23 protein-coding genes are annotated in these 22,623 nt (G+C 41.8%); 11 read left to right on the top strand and 12 right to left on the bottom strand.

Annotated elements, in window-relative coordinates:
- Nucleotides 1–142 precede the first annotated feature (142 nt).
- Nucleotides 143–2,044 carry a hypothetical protein gene (locus tag PHU20_RS01325; RefSeq protein ID WP_274823533.1) on the bottom strand — a complete coding sequence of 634 codons (1,902 nt, stop codon included), beginning with the start codon at nucleotides 2,042–2,044 and terminating at the stop codon, nucleotides 143–145.
- Between the two features lie 184 nt (nucleotides 2,045–2,228).
- On the opposite strand from PHU20_RS01325, the gene PHU20_RS01320 reads away from it, so the two are divergent.
- From PHU20_RS01320 to PHU20_RS01290, 7 genes are read left to right on the top strand one after another with little or no spacing between them, the layout of a single operon-like run.
- Complete coding sequence (locus PHU20_RS01320; protein ID WP_274823532.1) at nucleotides 2,229–4,472, top strand: molybdopterin-containing oxidoreductase family protein; 2,244 nt, start codon at nucleotides 2,229–2,231, stop codon at nucleotides 4,470–4,472.
- Nucleotides 4,469–5,002 (top strand): 4Fe-4S dicluster domain-containing protein, encoded by a 534-nt coding sequence (locus tag PHU20_RS01315; protein WP_274823531.1) that lies wholly within the window; start codon nucleotides 4,469–4,471, stop codon nucleotides 5,000–5,002. The genes PHU20_RS01320 and PHU20_RS01315 overlap by 4 nt, the downstream gene beginning before the upstream one ends.
- Before the next feature lie 9 nt (nucleotides 5,003–5,011).
- Nucleotides 5,012–5,953: an NrfD/PsrC family molybdoenzyme membrane anchor subunit gene (gene nrfD, locus PHU20_RS01310; protein ID WP_274823530.1), complete on the top strand. Its 942-nt coding sequence runs from the start codon at nucleotides 5,012–5,014 to the stop codon at nucleotides 5,951–5,953.
- 16 nt (nucleotides 5,954–5,969) lie between these two features.
- Nucleotides 5,970–6,500: a YeeE/YedE thiosulfate transporter family protein gene (locus PHU20_RS01305; RefSeq protein WP_274823529.1), complete on the top strand. Its 531-nt coding sequence runs from the start codon at nucleotides 5,970–5,972 to the stop codon at nucleotides 6,498–6,500.
- Between the two features lie 21 nt (nucleotides 6,501–6,521).
- The gene (locus PHU20_RS01300; protein ID WP_274823528.1) at nucleotides 6,522–7,112 is read left to right on the top strand and encodes a YeeE/YedE thiosulfate transporter family protein; all 591 of its coding nucleotides are present in this window, start codon (nucleotides 6,522–6,524) and stop codon (nucleotides 7,110–7,112) included.
- Nucleotides 7,113–7,124: 12 nt separating this feature from the next.
- On the top strand, nucleotides 7,125–7,781 hold the full coding sequence (locus PHU20_RS01295; RefSeq protein ID WP_274823527.1) for a rhodanese-like domain-containing protein: 657 nt from the start codon (nucleotides 7,125–7,127) through the stop codon (nucleotides 7,779–7,781).
- A gap of 13 nt (nucleotides 7,782–7,794) precedes the next feature.
- Nucleotides 7,795–8,406, top strand: a complete 612-nt coding sequence (locus PHU20_RS01290; RefSeq protein WP_274823526.1) for a rhodanese-like domain-containing protein — start codon at nucleotides 7,795–7,797, stop codon at nucleotides 8,404–8,406.
- Between the two features lie 31 nt (nucleotides 8,407–8,437).
- On the opposite strand, the gene PHU20_RS01285 is transcribed toward PHU20_RS01290, so the two are convergent.
- The 5 genes from PHU20_RS01285 to PHU20_RS01265 all read right to left on the bottom strand — a co-directional run bounded on the left by PHU20_RS01285 (nucleotide 8,438) and on the right by PHU20_RS01265 (nucleotide 14,295).
- Nucleotides 8,438–9,358: an EamA family transporter gene (locus PHU20_RS01285; protein ID WP_274823525.1), complete on the bottom strand. Its 921-nt coding sequence runs from the start codon at nucleotides 9,356–9,358 to the stop codon at nucleotides 8,438–8,440.
- 502 nt (nucleotides 9,359–9,860) lie between these two features.
- Nucleotides 9,861–10,316 carry a cold-shock protein gene (locus tag PHU20_RS01280; RefSeq protein WP_274823524.1) on the bottom strand — a complete coding sequence of 152 codons (456 nt, stop codon included), beginning with the start codon at nucleotides 10,314–10,316 and terminating at the stop codon, nucleotides 9,861–9,863.
- 227 nt (nucleotides 10,317–10,543) lie between these two features.
- Nucleotides 10,544–10,912, bottom strand: a complete 369-nt coding sequence (locus PHU20_RS01275; protein WP_274823523.1) for a GerW family sporulation protein — start codon at nucleotides 10,910–10,912, stop codon at nucleotides 10,544–10,546.
- Nucleotides 10,913–10,923: 11 nt separating this feature from the next.
- Nucleotides 10,924–11,427, bottom strand: a complete 504-nt coding sequence (locus PHU20_RS01270) for a hypothetical protein (protein ID WP_274823522.1) — start codon at nucleotides 11,425–11,427, stop codon at nucleotides 10,924–10,926.
- Nucleotides 11,428–12,189: 762 nt separating this feature from the next.
- Nucleotides 12,190–14,295 carry an elongation factor G gene (locus PHU20_RS01265; protein ID WP_274823521.1) on the bottom strand — a complete coding sequence of 702 codons (2,106 nt, stop codon included), beginning with the start codon at nucleotides 14,293–14,295 and terminating at the stop codon, nucleotides 12,190–12,192.
- A 346-nt stretch (nucleotides 14,296–14,641) separates the two neighbouring features.
- Between PHU20_RS01265 and PHU20_RS01260 the strand changes: the two genes are divergently transcribed.
- Nucleotides 14,642–15,274, top strand: a complete 633-nt coding sequence (locus tag PHU20_RS01260) for a GntR family transcriptional regulator (RefSeq protein ID WP_274823520.1) — start codon at nucleotides 14,642–14,644, stop codon at nucleotides 15,272–15,274.
- Between the two features lie 26 nt (nucleotides 15,275–15,300).
- On the opposite strand, the gene PHU20_RS01255 is transcribed toward PHU20_RS01260, so the two are convergent.
- Together PHU20_RS01255 and PHU20_RS01250 are read right to left on the bottom strand one after the other, a co-directional pair.
- The gene (locus PHU20_RS01255; RefSeq protein ID WP_274823519.1) at nucleotides 15,301–15,900 is read right to left on the bottom strand and encodes a hypothetical protein; all 600 of its coding nucleotides are present in this window, start codon (nucleotides 15,898–15,900) and stop codon (nucleotides 15,301–15,303) included.
- A 3-nt stretch (nucleotides 15,901–15,903) separates the two neighbouring features.
- A complete protein-coding gene (locus PHU20_RS01250) occupies nucleotides 15,904–16,392 on the bottom strand; it encodes an RNA polymerase sigma factor (protein ID WP_274823518.1) in 489 nt (162 codons plus the stop codon).
- A 148-nt stretch (nucleotides 16,393–16,540) separates the two neighbouring features.
- On the opposite strand from PHU20_RS01250, the gene PHU20_RS01245 reads away from it, so the two are divergent.
- On the top strand, nucleotides 16,541–16,687 hold the full coding sequence (locus PHU20_RS01245) for a hypothetical protein (protein ID WP_274823517.1): 147 nt from the start codon (nucleotides 16,541–16,543) through the stop codon (nucleotides 16,685–16,687).
- A 13-nt stretch (nucleotides 16,688–16,700) separates the two neighbouring features.
- Here PHU20_RS01245 and PHU20_RS01240 read toward each other — a convergent pair whose 3' ends face one another.
- The 3 genes from PHU20_RS01240 to PHU20_RS01230 are packed head-to-tail and all read right to left on the bottom strand — an operon-like array spanning nucleotide 16,701 to nucleotide 19,407.
- On the bottom strand, nucleotides 16,701–17,792 hold the full coding sequence (locus tag PHU20_RS01240; RefSeq protein WP_274823516.1) for an amidohydrolase family protein: 1,092 nt from the start codon (nucleotides 17,790–17,792) through the stop codon (nucleotides 16,701–16,703).
- The gene (locus PHU20_RS01235; protein WP_274823515.1) at nucleotides 17,789–18,397 is read right to left on the bottom strand and encodes a nucleotidyltransferase family protein; all 609 of its coding nucleotides are present in this window, start codon (nucleotides 18,395–18,397) and stop codon (nucleotides 17,789–17,791) included. The genes PHU20_RS01240 and PHU20_RS01235 overlap by 4 nt, the downstream gene beginning before the upstream one ends.
- Entirely contained in the window at nucleotides 18,397–19,407 is a 1,011-nt protein-coding gene (locus tag PHU20_RS01230; RefSeq protein ID WP_274823514.1) for an XdhC family protein, read from the bottom strand. Before PHU20_RS01230 ends, PHU20_RS01235 begins: the two co-directional genes overlap by 1 nt.
- 225 nt (nucleotides 19,408–19,632) lie before the next feature.
- Between PHU20_RS01230 and PHU20_RS01225 the strand changes: the two genes are divergently transcribed.
- Entirely contained in the window at nucleotides 19,633–20,724 is a 1,092-nt protein-coding gene (locus tag PHU20_RS01225; RefSeq protein WP_274823513.1) for a vWA domain-containing protein, read from the top strand.
- 168 nt (nucleotides 20,725–20,892) lie between these two features.
- Nucleotides 20,893–21,060 (top strand): hypothetical protein, encoded by a 168-nt coding sequence (locus PHU20_RS01220; RefSeq protein ID WP_274823512.1) that lies wholly within the window; start codon nucleotides 20,893–20,895, stop codon nucleotides 21,058–21,060.
- A gap of 92 nt (nucleotides 21,061–21,152) precedes the next feature.
- Here the strand turns inward: PHU20_RS01220 and PHU20_RS01215 are convergent, their stop codons facing one another.
- On the bottom strand, nucleotides 21,153–22,622 hold the full coding sequence (locus tag PHU20_RS01215; protein WP_274823511.1) for a M14 family metallopeptidase: 1,470 nt from the start codon (nucleotides 22,620–22,622) through the stop codon (nucleotides 21,153–21,155).
- Between the last annotated feature and the right edge of the window lies 1 nt (nucleotide 22,623).

Below are 22,623 nucleotides of genomic sequence, written 5' to 3'. Positions count from 1 at the left end.
AAAGATTAAAAGAATCGGATGTCTCCTATAATAGGTTCAAAAAAGGGATGGATTCAATGGTTTTGGGAAGCTCTTTACAGAATGATCCCTAAGGTTATGGGTATTGGAGGGTAATTAATCAATGATCCAATAACCCTATCGTTTATGGATTGTTTGGCAATATGCATTGTGGATCTAGGTTTTGGAGTAATGATTGAAAATTATCCAAACTCCGTTGCATGACTTCGGAAGTACCCGAATGGCACTGCAGACAGGCCCCGACCAATAACACTCGCTGCTGTTCCTTTATGCTTAAAGGCCTAAAATCGGTGCGGGTGGTATTGATTTTATTTTGGTTTCCTTCATTCATGAAGCCTACCCAAGCATCTTCCGGTAAGCCGTCATTGGGATTCTTGGCATATTCGGGGTCAAATTGCCAAACTCCCGAACCCGTTCTTGTTTCATAGGTTAATTTTCCATTGCCGTAACCCAAGGCTTCCGGACTTGAATGGCATGATTTGCAGTCCCTAACGGCTTTGGTCGTGGTATGTGGTGCATTGGGGGCATATAGTCGATGAAAGGAGATATCCTCTCCTTTTCGACCCTTTTCAAAACTGCCCTTATCAATGGTCATGATCATCCCGGGGATGGCAGGCTCATAGATTTTACCATGGGATGTCTCCCGTACGCCCAGTGATGGATAAGCGGTCAAGAATTCGGCAACATGCTCAACCCATTGGCCCGTAACATCCTTTTTGTCCAATAGGTCATATCCGTTGGGGTCATCTTTGTCATATACATTATGGCAACCGATACATTTATTGGTCCAGGAAGAATGGCAGGTGGCACAACTGACATTCTTATGGGCATTGTCCCTTGAACAGCTTTTGGACTGCGGATTTATCGTATGGAGCCGACCATCCTTTTTTCCTATCAAGTACGCTTGGTCCCCTTCTAAGAAGGTATTCACCAAAGGGTGCCCATCTTCTTGGGCTATCAGTATCGGTTTGTCGTTATGGGTATATTTTCGATGCATGAAAACGAGCAGGGACTCTTGGTCCAACGAATCGTAAGGGATGGTCTTTGGATTTTCCTTATAATGACAATCGGAACATTGCAGGGTTACCGCTTGTTCTTCATGGGTATAGGATTTACCATTGCCCATAACCTCATGGCTCGAATGGCAGTCTATACACAACATCGAATTGGCATGGTGTACATCGGCCTCTTTTTTGGTGTAGACCCTTAAGTCTTCCAAGATACGGTAATCAGGGTTGTCTTTAACCTCCTCCCCTTCCAATAACGTTTCTTGCCATCCCTCATAATTCGTGGATATGCGGCTAGATCGACTATGGCATCCGAAACAATGTTGGTCATTCATGAAAATATCGGTTGAGGGGTGGACCTTTGGCAGCGATTCCTTATTGGTTTGCATATAATTTTTCAGATCGGTATGGGCCTCCTCCCCATAGTTTAAATGACAGGCAATGCACCCTCCGCCCCGACTCAATGGGGTTATTTCGCCCAACGTGGTCTTTTCGGCTCCTAAATGGCAATTGGCACAGAGGTCCCGTAGATGTTTTTCAGAGGCCGAATGCTTTATTTCTTGAATATGATAGTGATCATTCGGTGTTTCGGCTTCCCCGAAAATAAATTTATCCACGGCCACGATACCACTGTTCGTGGTCATCAGGGAGGCTTCGATTTTTGAAAGTTCGTTAGGGTGGCATTTCCCACAGGTTTCCGTTGCGTTACTGAGATTTCCGGGAATCAAAACCATACCCTCATGGGATTTTTCCTTTTCCAAGACTTGCCCGTTACCCAAATGGCAACTTATACAACCTATGGCTTCCGGATTATGGTACTCCGAAAATCCACTGGGAATCGAATGACATTGTATACAAGTTTCAGATGAAGGGGAAATCTGGACATATTCCGGGGTTGCCGTGCTTCCCATTTTACCAAAGCCAAAGTACTTGATCGTGATAACGGCGCCTAGTAAAACCGTGATGGCCAATACAATGCCAATTCTTTTTAGGTTCGTAAGTGCCTTTTTATTTCTCATGGAATACCGATTTCCCTCCTCAAAATTACAATATAAATCAGGATGACAAATGGTTCTTATGTAACATTTGTTACACTTAACTTGTTGTAAATATGATAATTATCATTATTTCATAGGGGGGCGACATGTAAATTTACATCGTTTCGCATGCAATAATGCACTTTGGAATTTGATAGAAGATTTTATGGGTACGTCAAGAAGAAAATTTATTAAGATTTCGGCATTGGGCTTTGGAGGGGTTGCAGTGGCGGCTTCCTCGATGGAATCCTTAGGGATAAACTCCTATTTAGAGGGATTGGCCTTGGAAAATTCCCTTGAAAAATTAAGACAGACAGCAACATATTGTGAAGTTTGTTTCTGGAAATGTGCCGGATGGGTGCATTCCGATAGTAAAGGCACCATTCATAAGATAATCGGTAACGATATCGATCCCCATTGCAATGGTAGGTTATGTCCTCGAGGAACAGGTGGGGTTGGTATGTATTCGGACAATGATCGATTAAAAAAACCCTTGGTACGGAAGGTTGTAAATGGGGAAGAAACCTTTGTGGAAACCAGTTGGGACGAGGCATTGACCTTGATTGCCACAAAAATGAAAGGAATAAAGGAAAAATACGGTGCAGAGAGCATGGGTTTATTGAAACACGGTTCCCCAGGTTCGCATTTTGAACATTTGTTCAAGGCCTATGGTTCTGATAGTATAGCGGAGCCGGCATACGCCCAATGTCGTGGACCAAGGGAAGCAGGATTTGCCTTGACCTTTGGCTCCTGGGTGGGTTCCCCCGAACCTACCGACATTAGGGATACCAAATGTTTGGTTCTGATAGGATCGCATATTGGTGAGAATATGCATAACACCCAAGTGCAGGAGATGTCCGATGCCATTGATAATGGGGCCACGATCATTGCCGTGGATCCCCGCCTTTCAACGGCAGCAAGCAAATCACAACACTGGTTGGCCATTAAGCCTTCGACCGATATTGCCCTTTTACTGGCATGGATGAATGTGATCATCAATGAGGGTTTATATGATAAGGACTATGTGGAAAAGTATACGCTGGGATTTGAGGAGTTAAAAGATCATGTACAACAATATACCCCGGAATGGGCCTATGGGGTCACTACCATAAAACCTGAGGAAATCAGGAAAACGGCACGAATCATGGCGGCAGCTGCCCCTTCGACCATAATCCATCCGGGACGGCATGTTACCTGGTATGGCGATGACACCCAAAGGGCAAGGGCCATGGCCATATTGAATGGTCTCTTGGGGTCATGGGGCCGTAGGGGAGGATTCTATTTTAAAGAAAAAATAAGTATCCCCAAGTTTCCACATCCTCCCTATCCTACCCCGAAATGGGGCTGGAAAGAAATCGGTGAAAAATACCCATTTGCCGAAATGGGAATTACCAATGAATTGATAAAGGCCTCGCTACCTTCAGCGGATAATGTGCATCCTATAAAAGCTTGGTTGGTGGCCGGAACCAATTTGAACAATTCCATTCCGAACAAGAAATTATTGGAAGAAGCCATCGATGCCCTTGAATTTATGGTGGTCGTAGATACCATGCCGATGGAAATTACCGGTTACGCCGATGTTGTCCTGCCCGAATGTACCTATCTGGAACGTTATGACGGAATTCGTTCGGCCACGAACCGTGAGCCTTCAATTGCATTGCGCATGCCCGCCGTGGAGCCAAGATTCAATTCGAAACCCGCTTGGTGGATTGCAAAACAATTGGGTGAAAAATTGGGCTTGCACGACTATTTTAAATATGAGGATTATAAAGAGGTCATAGCTTGGCAATTGGAACAAATGGGGACTTCCTTGGAGGAAATGGAAAAAATAGGGGTGAAAAAATTCCCGAGAACGTCCGGACCCATGTATTTGCAGGAGGGTCAGGATTATGAATTCTATACCAGTAGTGGTAAAATCGAGTTTTACTCGGAGGATTTGGAAAGTCAAGGTTTCGACCCCATGCCAAAGTATACGAAACATCCGGAACCCGCTCCCGGATATTATCGATTGAATTATGGTCGTTCGCCCATGCATACTTTTAGTAGAACCGTGAACAATCCCAATCTAAACGATCTAAAGAGTGAGAACGATCTTTGGGTAAACCCCAGGGTCGCCCGGATTTTAGATCTGAAAAAGGGACAATATGTTTGGTTGGAGAATCAGGACGGGGTGCAATCCTCATTCCCCATTCGGGTACGTGTTACGGAAAGGATCCGATGGGATTCCGTTTATATGGTCCATGGTTTTGGCCATAACAACAAAAAATTGGGACGTGCACATGGTAAAGGGGCCAGTGATACCCAGTTGATCAGCCAAGTGGCCATAGATCCCATAATGGGAGGTACGGGCATGCGTGGGAACTTTGTCAAGATTCTTAAAGAAAATCCATTTAAAACCGTTGAAGTATGAGATATGCCATGGTCATAGACACCAAAAAGTGTGTAGGTTGTAGTGACTGCGTTGTTGCCTGCCAAACAGAGAACAATGTTCCTATCGGCTATTGCAGGGATTGGATTACCGAACGGGTTGAAGGGGCCTACCCCAATCTTGAATTGGAATTACGATCCGAACGTTGCAATCATTGCGAAAATGCACCCTGTGTACGCTGTTGTCCTACTGGGGCAAGTCATATCATCGATGGTGGCATCGTATTGGTGACCCCTGATGAATGTATCGGTTGTGGGGCCTGTATCGAATCATGTCCTTATGATGCCAGATACCAACATCCTGAAGGGTATGTGGATAAGTGTACATTTTGTCACCATAGGCTCGAAAAAGGCCAACTTCCTGCCTGCGTTTCGGTTTGTCCTACCAAGTGCATGTATTTCGGGGATTTGGATAACCCCAACAGCGAAGTGTCACAATTGCTTAAAGAAAGAAAACATAAAACCTTGGCTCCAGAAGCCGGAACCAAACCCCAAGTTTATTATTTAATATAAGCCTTTAACATGGAAGAAGAACTGTTCACGAGTGGTAGAAACATACCGAATATCGACCCATCTTTGCAAATTTGGCATTGGCCAATTTCGTTGTATCTTTTTTTGGGTGGACTGGCAGCCGGCCTTTTGTTCTTTGCCGCAGTTTCTACCGTACTTAAAAAAGACGGGGAAACCCCGGCAGCGGTTAAGTATGCGGTAATGATAGCGCCTATGGCCCTGGTTGTCGGTTTAATGGCCTTGTTTTATGACCTTAACCATAAGATCTATTTTTGGCGATTATACACGACGATCAGAATAGAGTCACCCATGTCTTGGGGGGCTTGGGTATTGCTCCTGACCACTCCCCTGTCCATGCTATGGGTTTTTAGTTATTGGAAGGAATTGTTCCCGAATATGGGATTGAAATTCGGCTTTTTGGATAAATTCCAAGCTTTTTTGGTCAAGAATCGAATGAATATGGCGTATGCCCTCATTCCCCTTTCCGTGGTCCTAGGTATCTATACGGGTATTCTGCTTTCTGCCTTTAATGCACGTCCCTTATGGAACAACGCGATCTTAGGCCCATTGTTCTTGGTGTCAGGGTTGTCCACCGCAGCGGCGACCATTATTCTTTTTTCAAAATCGCATAGCGAACGAAGTCTTTTCAGTAAAATCGATATCGGTCTCATCATTATAGAATTGGCCCTTATCGTGCATATGATCATGGGTTATTGGGCTGGTTCTGAAGTGCAATTGGAGGCCATGCAACTATTGGTAAACGGAGAGTTTACGGTAATGTTCTTTGTATTTGTGGTAATACTGGGATTACTCCTTCCCGGACTTTTGGAAATCATGGAATTAAGGGGGTATAAAGTTCCGGTCGTCGTCCCTGCCATCCTTATTTTGATAGGCGGTCTGGTATTCCGATTTGTCATGGTCGAGGCAGGACAATTAACCCGATATCTATATTAAATTAAAATTGAATCGAATGGATAAAGCAAGTGAAAATAATAAACATGTTTATTGGAACCCCTATTTCGGCGGTTTCCTTTTAGGGCTATTGATCATTTTTACCTTTTATATGACCGGGCGTGGCCTTGGGGCCAGTGGTGCCATGAAAAGTAGTGTGGTTACCTTGGTAGACAAGGTATCCCATGAACATACGGTCAATAACGGCTATTACAGTAAGTTCGTTCAAGGTGATGAATCGCCCATGAATACTTGGTTGGTTTTTGAAAGCCTTGGTGTACTTGCAGGGGCCTTTATTTCGGGGTCATTATCGGGCCGCATAGGATTTAGGGTGCAACATTCCCCTAAGATCACTTCACGCAGACGTTTGGTATTTGCGTTGACGGGAGGTGTCCTTTTCGGACTCGGGGCACAGATTGCAAGGGGCTGTACCAGTGGGGCGGCCTTGAGCGGAATGGCAGTGTTATCGACGGGTGGATTTATTACCATGTTGGCCATCTTCGGTACGGCCTACCTCTTTGCGTATTTCTTTAGAAAAAACTGGATATAACGAATTAAAAAAAATAAGTGTATGGGACCTTTGATTCCAAATGGGATATTGACAGATGAATGGAACATCATCATTGCGGTGCTGATCGGGTTGGCTTTCGGTTTTATTCTGGAAGCTTCGGGATTTTCTTCTTCCCGTAAGTTGGCAGGCGTTTTTTATGGGTACGACTTCGCGGTTTTGAAAGTGTTTTTTACCGCTGCGGTAGTTTCGGTAATTGGCCTGTATTATATGGATTATTTGGGCTGGATAGAAATGGGCATGCTCTATGTGCACCCGACTTATGTTTGGGCGGCGATTATCGGAGGGGCCATTATGGGGGTCGGTTTTGTCGCCGGCGGATTTTGTCCGGGAACCAGTCTATGTGCCGTTGCCATCGGTAAATTGGATGCCTGGATCTATGTCTTCGGTATTATGATCGGGGTTTTTGTTTTTTCCGAGGCATATAATGTGTTCGAAGGACTCTATAACGGTTCTTTTTTAGGCAACATTACCTTGGTGGATAGTTTTGATATACCCGCCAGTTGGATTATTTTCGGTGTCACCGTAATTGCCCTTGCTGCTTTCTTTGTCTCCGACATCGTACGAAAACGTATTAAAAAAGTATTTTATTAAATAAATACCGATATGATCAATAGGAAACTTGCGAAAATCCTTGCAAATAGGTATGTCATATTAGCTTCATTGCTTTTCATTGCGGCTTTGGGGTTGTTGGTTTTGCCGGGCTATAAAAAAAATGAACGGGTAACTGCAGAGGACCTTTTGGCCCAAGTGGTGAATCCGGAACGGTATATGACTTCCGATGAACTCGCGGAAAAAATAATAGCCAAGGATCCATCGATCCTTTTGATCGATCTACGGTCTGAAAATGAATATAACGAATATACCATGCCTGGGGCGTTCAATATTCCTTTAGACCAAATTTTAGATCCGGAAAGTGAAGGCTATTTAAATCAGGATCAATACGATATCGTATTGTTTTCCAACCAAAACCTTACCGCCGATCAGGCATGGATTTTACTTACGAGAAAGGGCTATAAAAATTTACACGTTCTGGATGGGGGGATCAATGGATGGTACAACACGATCCTTAATCCTTTGAAACCCACGGAAAACATGCCTAAAGAAGCCTTTGATCGCTATGATTTCAGGCTGGCCGCTGCAATGTATTTCGGTGTTGGGGGTGAAACCTTGCAAGATAAGGACGCAGAGGAAGAAGGATCGAGAAAGTTAGTGGTTCCTGTTATGAAAAAGAAAAAACGTAAACCCGAAGGGGGATGCTAAAAATCTGTTTGATATGAAAGAATTGGAAAGAACAAAACGCATCTCAATATCCACGGTCGTATTTATATTGGTCTTGGTCATTGGCATATTGACATTCAAAAAACCCTCCAATGTATATGAAAAAACCACTGCGGAGACCTTGAAGGCCCTAACAACCCGGGATTATCTGGTTCCTTTGTCCGAAATTGACCGTTCCCAATCGGTTATGATCGATATTCGGGATAAATTCGATTATTCCCAAGGCCATCTGGATAATGCCCTTAATATTCCCACAGTGGAGATTCTAAAGGATACGGGTATATCCATATTCAATGAATTAAGGGACAGTGGGAAGACCATTGTTTTGTACGGAAAAAATCCACATGAGGCGAACAGGGCCTGGATGATCTTATATCAATTGGGATATGGGAACATAAAAATCCTTGAAAACGAAACACGGTTGGTCGACAATGACTTTCAAATCACCGGTTATGAGGTTGAAAAACCGATTCCCGATTATCTCGATATTTTCCAAAAAGGAAAGACGGGAGATTCCAATTCCGTTCAAAGTACGGTACCCGAAACACCTAAAAAGGTAATGGTCATCCAGAAAAAGAAAAAACGAAAACCAGAAGGGGGCTGTTAGTAAGTAGCCTTTGTAAACTGGTAAAATCGGCTCAAGATTTAAAAAAACGGGGTATGACCGTGAATTTTCGCTTGGTATTGATAAAATATACTCCGGTAAGCAATATTACGGCAGCAATGATGGATTGAACCGTTACTTTTTCGTCTAAGAATTGCCACCCCAAAAGGATCGCTATAATCGGGTTTACATAGGTTGAGGTAGCCACTTTTTCAGGAGAAACGACCTGTAACAAATAATTGAATGCCGTAAAAGCAACGATACTCCCGAATACAATTAGTAAAATCACGGCATATTGGACAGGGCGGGTCCAAGTCAAAGGGGAACTCCATGTTTCCCCAAAGAGCAGACTCATGACCATCAACATGATACCCCCGAAAAGCATTTGATACCCGGTATTCACAAAATAATTTCTGGGCAATTCGGCTTTGCCGACAAAAAGGCTGCCATATCCCCAACTTAACATACAAGCAAAAATCATTACCATACCCACTATGGAATTTTCTTGGTCAAGGACTTGCTCTTGGCTCACCAACAAGTAAATACCGATCAAACCTAAGATGACCCCCACAACGGACATCATTTGTATTTTCTTCCCTTGGATAATCCGCATAAGGAGTAGCACGATCAAAGGCTGGGCCGATATTTCCAAAGCAGCGAACCCACTATCCACGAATTTCAGTGCCCAAACCACTACCCCATTCCCGATCGTTAAAAACAAGAAACCCGCAATGGTGGTGTTTTTGATTTGGCGCCAGCTTATTTTTATGTTCTTTCCCATTATTTTGGCAATAATGAAAATAAGAACACCTGCTATGATAAAACGTATGCCAGCCAACATAAAAGGTGGTAGGTCCGTTACGGCAATCTTATTCAGCAAATAGGTAGATCCCCAAATCACATAGATAGCGAAAAAAGCCAGGATGATCAATAATGGATTTTGGTCTTTTGTCATGGATATTCAAAAAAAATCAATTAAGTGTCAATATTAATCATATGCCTTGAATTATCTATAAGGAATAATCAATATTGATGATTTTTTTGCAACTAAAATCGTATTGTACATGTTTTTTGAATTCGATTTTTAGGATGGGGTTACGACTAACTGCCACTATACCAATAAAGAAGAGGGCCATGGGCCCTCTTCCTTCTACTAATTCAAACTCTTTTAACTTGAGTCTAAATTCTTTTTATTTCTTCAGGTACTACAGGAAATTTAAATCGTCTATTTCGCTTAAATCATGAATCTACCTATTGGAAAAAGGGGGTAGAATCACCAATTTCAGGTAATTAAGTGATTTATCGGTATTGTGTGGGATAAAAAAGGACGAGTGGGCATTTTTTACATCCCAAACCATGTATTTATTTATCCAAGTAAATGGTGCCAAAAAAAAAGTAAAAAAAAAGACCGCAATAACATTGCGGTCTTCACTATCAAATTTACGGGAATTAAAATCCTAGATCTTCTTTACCCTTACGGCATTCATTCCCCGTTGTCCTTTTTCCAACTCAAAGGATACCTTATCGTTTTCGGCGATTTCATCGATCAAACCACTTACATGGGTGAAGTACTTTTCTTGATCAACGCTATCGATGATAAAACCGAACCCTTTGGATGAGTCATAGAAAGAAACCTTACCGTTTCTTACCGGATCGAATTTTTCTTCATCACCCTCTTCTTTTTTCGGTATTCCCAAAACAATATCCTCAGCGTCTATTTCAATCTTTTGCGATGGATCCGGTGGTGTGTCTGTCAAATTACCATTATAATCGACATACGCAAACTGGATACCTCCACCACTCTCTTTTGAAGCAGCTTTTCGGGCTAATTTTTTCTTTTGCTTTTCTTCACGCTTTTTTAAACGCTTTTTTTCTTTTTCACTTTTGTTAAATGTCTGTTGCGACTTCGCCATATTTTATTACCGTATATTATTGTTGCTAATTTAAGAAAAAGGGGTTAAATAAATCGTGCTATAAGAAAACAATCTAGAAGAAAACCTGTTATTACATCTTTGAGAAGTAATCCCTAATTCCAAAATTTTAGCAAATATAAGATATTGCTTTTAAATGGGATAAGCCATCGATGTGATTTTCACAACAAGGTGGGGATGCTTCTTGGGGGCTTTCCCACTTTGATGGTTTAAACACTTGCCTCTTCTTTTTTCTTGTTAACGGAGATTTTTTCAATCAACTCCGGTATTTTTTCAAAAACTGCGGCCAATCCGTGGGATTTTCCGGCTTCCAAAAAAGAAATTCGATCACCTTTTGTAACCAAGAAACCTATGGGTTCAATGCCCACTCCAGCTCCGGCCCCCATACCTTGACCTTTTTTGATTTTTGAATCGGTACCTTCGCCACCTCCGGAACCAAATCCCATACCTACCTTGATAACCGGTACACATTTAAACTCCCCAAGGTCAAATTGTTTGCCAACAACCGTTTCCGTATTGGCTTCGGACTTCATAAAGTCTGTGATCTTTCCCAATAATTCTTCCAAATGTAGTTCCATGGTAAATTTATTTAATTGTTAATAAATGCTTTTATGATCCGTATGGGTCTATTATCCAATTGAAGTATCAGTTGGTTCCTTCCTTGAAAATTAATATTGAACTGCCCATTGGTCAGATGGGATAAGCCGCAAAGAGGATATAGTTTGGCATTGGTAATACAATTACCGGTATCTATGTCAAGAACCAATCGGTTGACCTTAAAGGTGCGGATGATTCGCAAAATCCTGTTGTAATTGAAAGATTTGCCCTTGCTTACTTTTGGTTTTGAAATTTTCTTTTTCTTTTTAGGTCTTCTTCCGGCTTCTAACGGATAAACATAGAAGTTCATGAAAAAGGTTCTGATATGTATACGAACCAATCGCTCTTTGTCGGCTTCAACACTGGCTTTTACAATGCCTACGACCTGGAGATAATACTGCCGCGTATCCGTATTGATATATAGCTTCATTTTTAGGAACAACAGGTATACGATGATCACAGCGATAAGTAAGGAGCCAATGAAGAACCACATCATTTGTTTTAGTGCAAAAGAAGCTATCAGAATATCTTTTTACAATGATTTGGATCACCGATACATATTTTAACACTTTTCTAATATTTTCAATATAAATTATGTAAATATATTAAAATCAATTAGTTACGTGGTATATGTCCCAATTCTGGGCAATGGATTCTGTTAAATATTATATAAAATAGTACCTTTTTATACATAGTACTGTAACAAAATAATACCCTCCTCGTCTATTCTGTGTAAGTCAATTAAAAAGAACCAAAAAATGGAAACATTACATCCACATCAATTAAGGCCTAAAATATATTATGAGATGGGTAGCGGTTGGCAAACGGATAGACTTTATCACATTAACATTGAAAACAACAACAATAACTAAAAACGAACAACATGAAAGCAACATTAAGTAAATCACCGACAGAAGCAAGAAAACATACATTTTTTTCTAGTTTAAAGAACACTAAGCGCGTCCGTTGGGCCGAATACAGAAGCTTCAACAGATAAGCGATAAGGATAAAATCATCATCAATCATTTCCTGAATTCATTTCAGGACTCAAAAACAAAACATCATGAGAACAACAATTCACTTAGAAACACCAACAGAAGCCCGTACACATACTTATTTTTCCAATTTTAAAAATAGTAAAAGGGTGCAATGGGCGACATTTAGACACTTCAAATAATTTTGATCCCGTATCTAAATAATCAAAGAGGACGTACTTGTCAAAAGTGCGTCCTCTTTTTGGATGGTTAGTGATTTAACGTTAAGGCTGTTGAACCAATTCTTTTTGAACGTTCTTTGGTACGGGCTGAAAGGAAGAGAATACGGCATTGAAAGTTGCCCTACCTTGGGTCATTGATCTTAGATTGGTTGAATACCCATACAATTCCGCAGCGGGCACCATACATTTTAAAACCTGAAACTGATCTTTGGGTTCGATTCCTTGGATGATCGCACGTCTTGATTGCAGGTCGGTCATGACATTGCCCACCATTTCTTCGGGAACCCTGACCGTAACTTCCTGCACCGGCTCCAATAGATTGGGATCGGCATTTAAGAAGGCCTCTTTAAACGCATGGGCACCAGCAATTTTAAAGGAAATGTCATTGGAGTCAACGGAATGCATTTTACCGTCGTACACCATTACCCTAACGTCACGGATGTAGGATTTTGTCAGTGGTCCCGACTCCATAACTTCCAGGATTCCTTTCATGATGGAAGGTAAGTATCGTAAATCGATGACACCTCCTACAATACAATTATAAAATACCAGTTTGCCGCCCCAGGGCAGATCCACCTCTTCTTTTCCCCGGATATTGAAACCTTCAGGCTCGGCCATGCCCTCGTACCAAGGTTCTATTTTTAAATGTACCTGGGCAAACTGTCCTGCCCCACCCGATTGTTTTTTATGTCTATAATTGGCATTGGCAGACCGCTGTATGGTTTCCCGATAGGCAATTTTAGGTCGTTCAAATTTGGCTTCTATACCATAAACGTTCTTTAGGGTCCAATCGATCGTAGCCAGGTGGAGTTCTCCCTGGCAGCCTAGGATCAATTGTTTTAGTTCTTTGGAGTACGATACCACGACCGTAGGGTCTTGGCTATGGATTTTCTTCAACGCCTCACTTAATTTTTCCTCTTCTTTCTTATTTACGGCCGAAATGGATTTTCTTGTTCTTGGTTCGGGAAATTGAATGGGTCGAATCGTGATGGGGTGACCCGCTTCGTACAGGGTGTCATTGGTCTCGGTATATTTTAATTTTAAGGTGGCACCGATATCCCCAACGGTAAGTTTTGGAACCGGTTCCCTTTTTTTACCGTCCATGATGAATAATTGATTCAATATCTCGGTTTCCCCATTGCTCGAATTCACCAATTTATCATTTTGGTTGATTTCACCGGACATCACTTTGAAAAACGTAATCTGGCCCAGATTGGGTTGGTGTATGGTCTTGAATACGAAAAGTGAGGTCGGGGCATCTTTCGTGGGGGTTATGGTTTGGCCCTCAACACTTTGTTCCGGTTTTACATCAATGGCAGAAGGGGCAACATTGTCTATAAAGCCCATTAAGCGACCACTGCCCATATCGTTGATGCCCGATGTGCAGAATACGGGGAATACTTCCTGGTTAAGCATTCCGGCCTTGATTCCCTGCCGCATCTCATCTTCGTTCAAGGTTCCTTTTTCAAAGAACAACTCCATTAATTCCTCATCATTTTCCGCGGCTTTCTCGACCAATTCATTGTGCAATTGGGCCGCAATTTCCTTTTGATCCTCAGGGATTGGGAGTTTTTCCGGTTTTCCTCCTTCAGGACCGAATTTGTACATCTTCATCTTTAGCACGTCGATAATGCATTGGGCGCCATCGAGCCTTAGGGGATATTGTACCTTGACCAAGTTATTGCCCACCAAATTCTTTAGGCTGTTATAACTTTCATCATATTTAAGGCCCAGATGGTCTATTTGGTTGATGACAAACAAGGTCGGTTTTTGGTATTTATCAATATAATTCCAAATGATCTCTGTGCCTACTTCAGCACCATACTGTCCGTTTATGACCGTAACAATGGTATCGGCCACACGAATGGAGGAGATGATCTCCCCTATAAAATCGTCCAAACCAGGCGTATCCATGATGTTGATCTTGTACTGCCGCCATTCGGTATGCATCGGGGTCGCAAAAACCGAATTGCCCCTTTCATGTTCTATCTCATGATAATCCGATACCGTATTCAAACCTTCAATGGTACCTCTTCTATTGATCAATCCCGCCTCGAAGAGCATGGTCTCTGCCAGTGTTGTTTTACCGGAGTTGTGAGCCCCTACAAGAACAACATTCTTTATATGTTTGTCGTCGTAAATCTTCATGGAGTTTTGGTTTTGGATGTATTACAAAGCTAATCGTACACGATCTTCAATAACATGATTTTTGTTAGCTTTTATATGTGAAAATTGTCGTATTATAACAGTTGGTTTTGTCTTAAGACCCCTTGATTCATAGCAGTATACCTTCTTTGTTCCTAAAGTTTTCCACGAAGTTCCAAGGCCCATTTTCGTGGCCTTGCGAAATGATCTTTCGTGATGGGGTTATTGGGTAATGGATCGGCCTAATGGGATAGGGTCTCACGCCTATTCCTGTTTGTTTTTAAGGGGGTTGGGATACGAAGCCGCGTTATTATACGTTAAATCGTATACGATATAGTATATTAGTGGGATGATTTCAAAAATTATATTACGCGATCAGGTACGGGAACATTTATTGAATGAAATGACCCATGGGAAATTGGAGCCTGGTAAGACGATCAACTTGGCTGCCTTGGCCCGTAAACTGGGCGTCAGTGTTACCCCAATTCGGGAGGCTTTGACCCAATTGCAGCAATCCAAGTTGATCAAAGCCATTCCTAATAGGGGGTTCATTATTTCGGAATTGAATTATTCCGAGGCTAAGGATCTTTATGAATTGGTGGCTGATCTTGAAGTTTTGGCTTTGGAAAATTCCGTTTTCGACGAGGCATCCATCGTAGGTTTGAAACAGACCCAGATCAAATTCAAGAATGCAACGGACACTTTGTCCCGCATTCACCATAAACTCGAATTTCATAAAATACTTACCCAGCATTATAAAAATGCACTTGCACAGCAAATATTGATCGATTTAAAAACAAGGATCATTTTTTACGAAAGGGCTTTTATGTCAGACGATTCCATCTATGCGAAATCCGACAACCAGCACGATGGGATTATTTCTGCCATTGAGGATGATAACGTACCAACGGCCGCCCTTATCTTAAAGATGAATTGGATGTTGATCTTGGATTATATTCAAAAACAACTTCGTTTTATTTAAGTACAGCGGTGGTTTTTAATTCACCCCTACTCCATTTCCTTGAGAATATCCTCTGCAGAATCGGTGATATTTTTATAACAGCCATACCCCCATCTTGCGAAGAAAACCAGGAATACGACTACCACCCCGATAAAAACATATAGCCAAACATCTTTTTCCATAAGAAAAAAGTCTTTATCCGATAATACCTTGGAAGCCACCGGTAAGGTAGTGAACAACAAAAGAAAACTGGCATAGACCCCAAATTGTTGGACCAACAATAGCCTGTTCTTTACCTTGGTATATTTTTGGAGGGTTTCTTTATAATTGTATTCGGAAATCTCCAGGTTTTTTAACTTCCCAAGCGTGCTTAACGTAAGAATAGGAAGCATCACTAGAAATGCCAAGGTGATAATCCCGCAAAGCATTAGATACCAAGTGTCCAATTTATAAAAATTGAAGACCAAGAATAGGGCGGTCGCAAAACATATGACCGAGCCCATCGTTTCATAAAGGGTTATCCCGTGAAATTTACTTTTATATTTCTGTTGTGTCATTTCCAAAATGATTTTATCGGTTAATCGCTTTTGTTTATCAAGTTCTTGGCTCATTGCTGTCCATGTGGCTTGTAGTTCTTCTATTTCCATGACTTATTTTTTTTCGATTTTTGACCTTAATTTTAATTTGATACGGGATAGACGTGTGCCAACATTGGATGGGGTCAACCCCGTTATTTCCGAAATTTCCGAATAGCTTTTTCCTTCCAGCAGTAATAACATCAGTCCTTTTTCGAGAACATTCAATTGATGGATGTGCTTATAGAGTATTTTAATACGCTGTTCGAATGCCGTATCGTAGAGTTCGGTTTGTTGCAATACCACCTCTTCAATAGCAACGGAATGTCCTTTGCGTTTATTCCGTTTTATATGTGTAAGTGCGGTGTTCAAGGCAATACGGTACATCCAAGTACTGAATTTTGCCTCTCCACGGAAAGACTCGAAAGACTTCCAAAGTTGATAGACGATATCTTGGTATAGATCCTGCTGATCCTCCCTGTTATCGGTATAAATCGTGGTTATCTTAAAAATAACCCCTTCGTTTTCCTTGATGACCTGTATAAATTCACCTTCTCGATCCATGTACTGGTTTTGGTTTGATTTATTAGTGGTCCATTTATCGAAAAAATCACACCATTTGTTAAAAAAATATTATGATAGCGTGAAAACTTATATTAATTTCACTTTTTATACGTTATTTGTTATAGTATTAAACACTAAGCATTATACCATGAACTATTTGTCTCCACAAATTGAAGCCTTGTCGAAACGGAAAATCAAGAAAAAAGCACCTTTGGTGAAAAAAGTATATTCTTGTGGCATTTTTCAGGAATATGACCATGATAATACAGATGAAAACCCGGATAAAAGACCTTAGGGGTTTAATGGACTTACTCCTTGAAAAGTCCTTTGTCCAGTCCGGGAATGAGTTTCAACGCATTCTTGTAGTATACTTTCCGTAATACTTCATCAGGTAGGTTAAGGCCATACATGGCCCAAAATGCATGGTATTTCTTGTAATAGGGAAAATATTCATCATTGGTTTCCAATACCCTGAAATACGTAGGAAACTCTTCAGGCTTCCAACTGTCCTTGCCAAAAAGGATTCGGTCTTGGTATTTTATAAAGAAGGCACGTGCATTTTGGGGTTGCCTTCCCAATTCGGCAATAACCGCACCTATGCCCACGTACATATTCGGCATGGCGTCCAATAGCCCGGACAATTTATTCAGATCATTGGCATACCAGCCCATATGGGCATTAATGAATTTCGTGTTCGGATGTTTTTTGAATACAGTATGCTGCTCCTTAATGATCTGTTCCCAAGGTGCGGGATCGGTATCCGACCTTTGTCTTCGGGGATGGGTCTTTAGTTCAAGCCAGCGTTCATTTCCAGAATCCATAGGTGCCCAAAACGATTTGGGGTCTGCAGCATGGATCAATACGGGTACCCCCATTTCTCCACATTTTTGCCAAATGGCATCTAATCGGGGGTCATCGATCGCTAATCGGTTTCCTTGGATATCGGTATAACGCAAACCGAGACTCTTGAATATTTTAAGTCCTTTGGCCCCATTTTTTATATCGGTTTCCAATTGTGCGACCGCCTTTTCGGACCAGTCCTCGGTACCTACCCCTTCAAAATCGACGTTTGCAAAAACAGCGAAGCGGTCAGGATGGTTTTCCGCTATACTTTTTAGCATGGCGTTTAAGCGTTCTCCCGAACCTCCACTTAAGTTCACCATGATACCCTCGTTGAGGGCATCCATATCCTTGATCAATGCCGTTAGGGCTTCCGGAGACATATCCCTTTGATGGCTGTGCACATCGATAAAGGGGAATTTGGCTTTTTTGATCTCATTGGTGGGGACTACCAAGGTCGATTGGGGATTATAGGCCTCAAAATCCATATTTTGGGCCGTTATATCATAAAATGCCATGAATAATAGGGTGATACAGAGGGTCAGGTTTTTGACTTTCATAGGTTGGTTTGGTTTTTTAAGTGTTGGTATTCTTCAAAAGTATCAAGATCGATCTGTTTTCCGTTCGGTTTAAGGGACAAAACTTCTTCAATGTTGTTCACAATGACTTCCTTGGCACCGGAATCACCCCCTAAGGCGGCTAATTCAGGGATGTACTTCTTATGGAACAGGACGGGTACCCCATTTCCCTGTTTATAGGCCGTGGCAATGATTTTTTTATTTCCCGTATCAAATGCACACAACATATCGTTAAGGTATTCAGCATCGATCAAGGGTTGGTCACAAAGCATGAAAAGGAGGGCCTTGTACCCTTTTTGGGCATTTAAAATGTAATGGGCCGCACAGGAAATTGATGATCCTATCCCCTGCTTCCAACCGTTATGGGATATAAAAATGGTTTTTGGATTGTCGATTTTTGGTTTGATTTGTTCCATATGGGCCCCTAAGACCACATAAACCTGGCCAGCTTCACTTTCTAGGGCAACATTCATTGTATGGCCCAAAAGGGTATTTTCGCCCCATGACAGCAGTTGTTTTGGCTGTTTCATACGGGAGGATCCCCCGGCAGCCAAAATGATTATGGCAATGTGCGAATAGCTACCCATTAGAAGTGTATGGGGTTCGATTTATGTTTCAACATGATCGGCTTTTTACGGCGCACCACGGTTAGGATTTCCGCTAAAATGGCAATACTGATTTCCTGTGGGGTTTCTGCGCCTATATTCAAGCCTGCCGGACCATTTATGGAATCGAAAAAGGAATCATCGATTTCGGGATGATGTTCGATCAGATCTCCCAACAATTTTTCTCGGCGGTTCATAGGACCCAAAACACCTAGATATGCCGGTTGGGCCTCCTTGATCCTCAATAGGAATTTTAGATCTTTTACATAATTATGGGTCATTATAAGAACTGCGGTTTGATTGTCGATTTGGTTGACCTTCAAATTCCCTGCATCAACATAAAGCATTTCTTGGGCCCCAGGAAAATCGGTCACTACCTTATGTGCCGAAGGGGGTGCCACTATAGTGACTTCCCATCCGGTCAATGACGCAAATTTGCACAATTGCACCGCATCATGTTCTGCACCGATGATCAGTAGTTTAAAACAAGGTTCCAGTTCTTGGGTAAAGACCAGCGTACCCGCCTTGGAAGGAAATCCCGGACCAAAGGAAAAATCAGTATTCCCGATACGTATGATGGATCCAAAGTCCTTATTGGAGCCTTGGGTTTTTGTATAATACGAATGTATGGCGAATCGCTGCCTGGTTTTCAATTGCTTTTCAAAAGCCGTTAAAAACATATCGGTAGGTCGAAAAGGTTCGATCAATAGATAAAGCAACCCTTCGCAACCCAAGCGATACCTACCGTCATAGGTCATCATTTTAGGCGTATCTTCCTTAAAAACACTTTGCGCTTGTCGGATTACCTCCTTTTCCACACAACCGCCACTTACGGCACCGATCGCCCTGCCATCTTCAAAAATCAGCATACGAACCCCGGGCCTTCTGTAAGAAGAACCGTCTAGGGCCACTACGGTTGCCAAAACGGTTTTATGATGTGCTTTCCTGGCCTGGATATAGGCCTTTACAATGTGCTTGAACTCATGGGTCATTCGGTGTGTTTTTCATTAAAGCAATTCATCGCTGTTCCAAGATCGGGAATTATAAGGACTTAAGGTCAAGTTCCATATGTTGGTATCCAAGCTTTAATTCCTTCTAATTTAAAGGATATTAATATATTGATTTTTACTTTAACAAGATTTAACAAACTTTTATTTTTGTGGCATAATTTATGAGCAAAAAGTACGTTCTGTGAGTTGAACCTCTAAACAACGAAAATGAAATCATTAGCTACTTATTTTGGTATTTTTAGTTTTCTTTTATTGTCCTTTTCATGCGGTAATGCCGATGATGATGTTGAACTCGATTTGGATTTCGGGGACGGACTTGGATTAGGGGAAACGGTTGACGATTGCCTCGATTTTCCCGAGAGCGATTTAGTACTTTCCATTCAGGAGCAATACACTACCCTTCCCGGAAAAGTATCCATTTTTTTCAAGGTCTCCGATACCGATGGAAACCCTGTATCCGGACTGACGGCAGATCAATTTACGATTTATGAACAAGGCCGGAATGATGAATGCTTTAATACCATTTCCGCATCGGAATCTTATGCACGGATTTCCCCGAATTCACAGATTTTCAATGCAAATACCCTTTTGGTCTTGGATTTGAGTAATAGTGTATTGAGCAGTAGCCTTGACGAATTGAAAACGGCATCGGTGAGTTTTGTGAACAATGTGATGCCAACGACCACCGATGAGTCATATAAAATGGCGATTTATTGGTTCGATGGGGAAGATGAATTACATCTGTTGAACGACCTGACAAGTGTTAAACAGGATTTGATCGATGCCATCAATTCCATTTCTGACGATATTAGCGATGATCCATCAACAGACCTTTATGGGGCGGTGATAAAATCTACGGATATTGCGGAGGACCTTTTGGAGGAAAGTATAAAGGAAGATATCATCGGGGCCGCTTCCGTGGTCATTTTCACCGATGGTACGGATCAAGCTTCCCGGTATACCAAGGATGCAGCCTTGGATAAGGTCGATGATGCCAGTGCCAATATATCGTTTTTTACGATTGGTTTGGGAACTGAAATCGACACGGAGGTATTATCCGAAATCGGGAAGACCTATAGTGTTTTCGCCGGGAATGCCGAGGAATTGGAAAATACCTTTAACGATATCTCCTTAAAGATATCCGAAAGGGCAAATAGCTTTTACCTCTTTGAATATTGCAGTCCAAAACGCGATGGTAGCGGGGATAACAATTTAGTGATCCAAGTGGTTGATGGCAACCTACAGGGTGCGGTACAAACCAAATTCAGTGCCGATGGATTCACAGGTGGTTGCGAATAAAAGGCAAAACCATATATCGTTTTTAAGAGCACCCTTCGAAGGGTGCTTTTTTTTGCCTTTACAAGTAGGGTTATTGTTTTTCAAGTTGTTTTATTATCAAGGAACACCCAATGAAGGAATGCCCCACATCCCAAACCATGGAAACGAATTTTTTAAAGATGTAGAATTATGGATGTAATCAACGAAATTATCCAGAACAGTGCGGCCGGTCAATTATCCAAAGTGTATAAAAACCTTGTTTTACTATTGTTTTCCACTATTGTATCGGTATTGTTGGTCATGCTTGTGATGCTATTCACCTATAGTCCGTATATGAGGATACAGTTTGGGTATTGAACATAAAAAACGGAAACGAAATGACCGTTGTTTATTTCGATCGGGATGCGGTTCTTCCCCCCAATGCACCGTCGTAACGACTACCCCTGAAATCATCGGTAGATCATCGCGTTCTTAAATTGCCCTTTACCTGATGTCAAATCCAATAAAAACCCATTGATTACGGCAAATTCCGGTTTCCCATTTTTTTCCAAGAGAAATGTAGGGTTGATACCGACTTGCAGCTGAAACTCGGGCAATTCATACGTACTGCCCAAGATATTCATGGGAATCGGCGATTCCAACATCTCCATCGGTATCTTGGCCATACGTATATACGTATATCCTTGCTTTAACAATTCCAAGGGATCGATGTTTTTTAGGTCTTCTAGGGTTGAAAACCCCTTTGGATAGATTTTGCCTTGCTTTATGGTGTAGCCTTCGGCATCGAAGGTTTTGTATCCGTAATAGGTCGATAGGTCACCTTGGTCCAATATACGGCTGCTGTACCAAAAATCATTATTATCTTCCTTATTGACTTCCAACCTGTTGATGCCCAGGTCGATAATGTAATCGGTGCCTAAAATTCCATAAGTGGCATTCTTTATTTTCAAGTCGAACAATTTCCGGTCGTTTTCAGGAATTTTCTCATATTCGGCTAGGGGGATCCCTTTGTAATTTTGTTCCGCTATGGTATAAATGGCGGAAAGTATGGATACATAATTCAATTTCCTGATTTCCTGTTTTTCCACATCATTGGCATATCCTCCGGATTCAATTAGAATAGTACTTGTACCCCACTTTTGTATATTGTCCCCAAAAGCCCTGGGTTCAAAATCGTCATTGTAACGCCCTACCTGTCCCGGAGCGTATTTTTGAATGATATTGTTCATATAGACGATGATTTTCATCGCATCTCCCCGGGTTTCATTGATTTCCTTTTCATAATTATAGGCAGGGGCCAAATAGGAAATAGTGGCGGGTTTATCGGTGCGTTCCGCATTGTAATACGTACTTTGGTCATGTAGGTTAAAGCCAAAATCGGCATTCAGACTGTCCCTTACCCGTTTTAAGGTTTTGCTTTCCGGGGATTGTAGCCGAAGGGCATCCCGATTTATATCGACCCCCAATACATTCCTTCGTTGATAGCGCTCGGCCCCATCGGGATTCAGCATGGGTAAAAAATGAAGCGTAAGGTTATTCAGGATCTCGATTTTTTCGTCCTTAAAATCATCACTTTCGAAAAAATTAAGGATGTCGAAAATAGCCTGGGTGGCCGTGGGTTCATCGCCGTGCATCTGTGACCAAAGGAACACATTGGTCTTTCCCGTACCCATACTGATCAAATTCAAATCGCGCCCTTCTATGGATTCCCCTACCTTTTTAACCGTAAAAAGGGGATTTACGGCATGTTTTTTTATCAAAGGCTGCAGTTCATGATGCTTTATACGGCGATGATCTAGTTTTTCTTCCTTATATTTTTCATAGGTCTCATAGAGTTCTGAGGTAAGTTCCGAATCTTGGGAAAATCCAAAATGGGCTATCGATAGCAAAAGAAAAAGGGAGGTCAACTTTATGTTCATG

Origin of the sequence: Maribacter polysaccharolyticus (assembly GCF_028882255.1) — a bacterium.
Lineage (GTDB): Bacteria > Bacteroidota > Bacteroidia > Flavobacteriales > Flavobacteriaceae > Maribacter_A > Maribacter_A polysaccharolyticus.
This window is presented reverse-complemented; position numbering and strand designations above follow the sequence as displayed.

Excerpts from the sequence above, each read along its gene's own strand:
- PHU20_RS01325 (WP_274823533.1), bottom strand. The coding sequence starts at position 2,044 with ATGAGAAATAAAAAGGCACTTACGAACCTAAAAAGAATTGGCATTGTA.
- PHU20_RS01320 (WP_274823532.1), top strand. The coding sequence starts at position 2,229 with ATGGGTACGTCAAGAAGAAAATTTATTAAGATTTCGGCATTGGGCTTT.
- PHU20_RS01315 (WP_274823531.1), top strand. The coding sequence starts at position 4,469 with ATGAGATATGCCATGGTCATAGACACCAAAAAGTGTGTAGGTTGTAGT.
- nrfD (WP_274823530.1), top strand. The coding sequence starts at position 5,012 with ATGGAAGAAGAACTGTTCACGAGTGGTAGAAACATACCGAATATCGAC.
- PHU20_RS01305 (WP_274823529.1), top strand. The coding sequence starts at position 5,970 with ATGGATAAAGCAAGTGAAAATAATAAACATGTTTATTGGAACCCCTAT.
- PHU20_RS01300 (WP_274823528.1), top strand. The coding sequence starts at position 6,522 with ATGGGACCTTTGATTCCAAATGGGATATTGACAGATGAATGGAACATC.
- PHU20_RS01295 (WP_274823527.1), top strand. The coding sequence starts at position 7,125 with ATGATCAATAGGAAACTTGCGAAAATCCTTGCAAATAGGTATGTCATA.
- PHU20_RS01290 (WP_274823526.1), top strand. The coding sequence starts at position 7,795 with ATGAAAGAATTGGAAAGAACAAAACGCATCTCAATATCCACGGTCGTA.
- PHU20_RS01285 (WP_274823525.1), bottom strand. The coding sequence starts at position 9,358 with ATGACAAAAGACCAAAATCCATTATTGATCATCCTGGCTTTTTTCGCT.
- PHU20_RS01280 (WP_274823524.1), bottom strand. The coding sequence starts at position 10,316 with ATGGCGAAGTCGCAACAGACATTTAACAAAAGTGAAAAAGAAAAAAAG.
- PHU20_RS01275 (WP_274823523.1), bottom strand. The coding sequence starts at position 10,912 with ATGGAACTACATTTGGAAGAATTATTGGGAAAGATCACAGACTTTATG.
- PHU20_RS01270 (WP_274823522.1), bottom strand. The coding sequence starts at position 11,427 with ATGATGTGGTTCTTCATTGGCTCCTTACTTATCGCTGTGATCATCGTA.
- PHU20_RS01265 (WP_274823521.1), bottom strand. The coding sequence starts at position 14,295 with ATGAAGATTTACGACGACAAACATATAAAGAATGTTGTTCTTGTAGGG.
- PHU20_RS01260 (WP_274823520.1), top strand. The coding sequence starts at position 14,642 with ATGATTTCAAAAATTATATTACGCGATCAGGTACGGGAACATTTATTG.
- PHU20_RS01255 (WP_274823519.1), bottom strand. The coding sequence starts at position 15,900 with ATGGAAATAGAAGAACTACAAGCCACATGGACAGCAATGAGCCAAGAA.
- PHU20_RS01250 (WP_274823518.1), bottom strand. The coding sequence starts at position 16,392 with ATGGATCGAGAAGGTGAATTTATACAGGTCATCAAGGAAAACGAAGGG.
- PHU20_RS01245 (WP_274823517.1), top strand. The coding sequence starts at position 16,541 with ATGAACTATTTGTCTCCACAAATTGAAGCCTTGTCGAAACGGAAAATC.
- PHU20_RS01240 (WP_274823516.1), bottom strand. The coding sequence starts at position 17,792 with ATGAAAGTCAAAAACCTGACCCTCTGTATCACCCTATTATTCATGGCA.
- PHU20_RS01235 (WP_274823515.1), bottom strand. The coding sequence starts at position 18,397 with ATGGGTAGCTATTCGCACATTGCCATAATCATTTTGGCTGCCGGGGGA.
- PHU20_RS01230 (WP_274823514.1), bottom strand. The coding sequence starts at position 19,407 with ATGACCCATGAGTTCAAGCACATTGTAAAGGCCTATATCCAGGCCAGG.
- PHU20_RS01225 (WP_274823513.1), top strand. The coding sequence starts at position 19,633 with ATGAAATCATTAGCTACTTATTTTGGTATTTTTAGTTTTCTTTTATTG.
- PHU20_RS01220 (WP_274823512.1), top strand. The coding sequence starts at position 20,893 with ATGGATGTAATCAACGAAATTATCCAGAACAGTGCGGCCGGTCAATTA.
- PHU20_RS01215 (WP_274823511.1), bottom strand. The coding sequence starts at position 22,622 with ATGAACATAAAGTTGACCTCCCTTTTTCTTTTGCTATCGATAGCCCAT.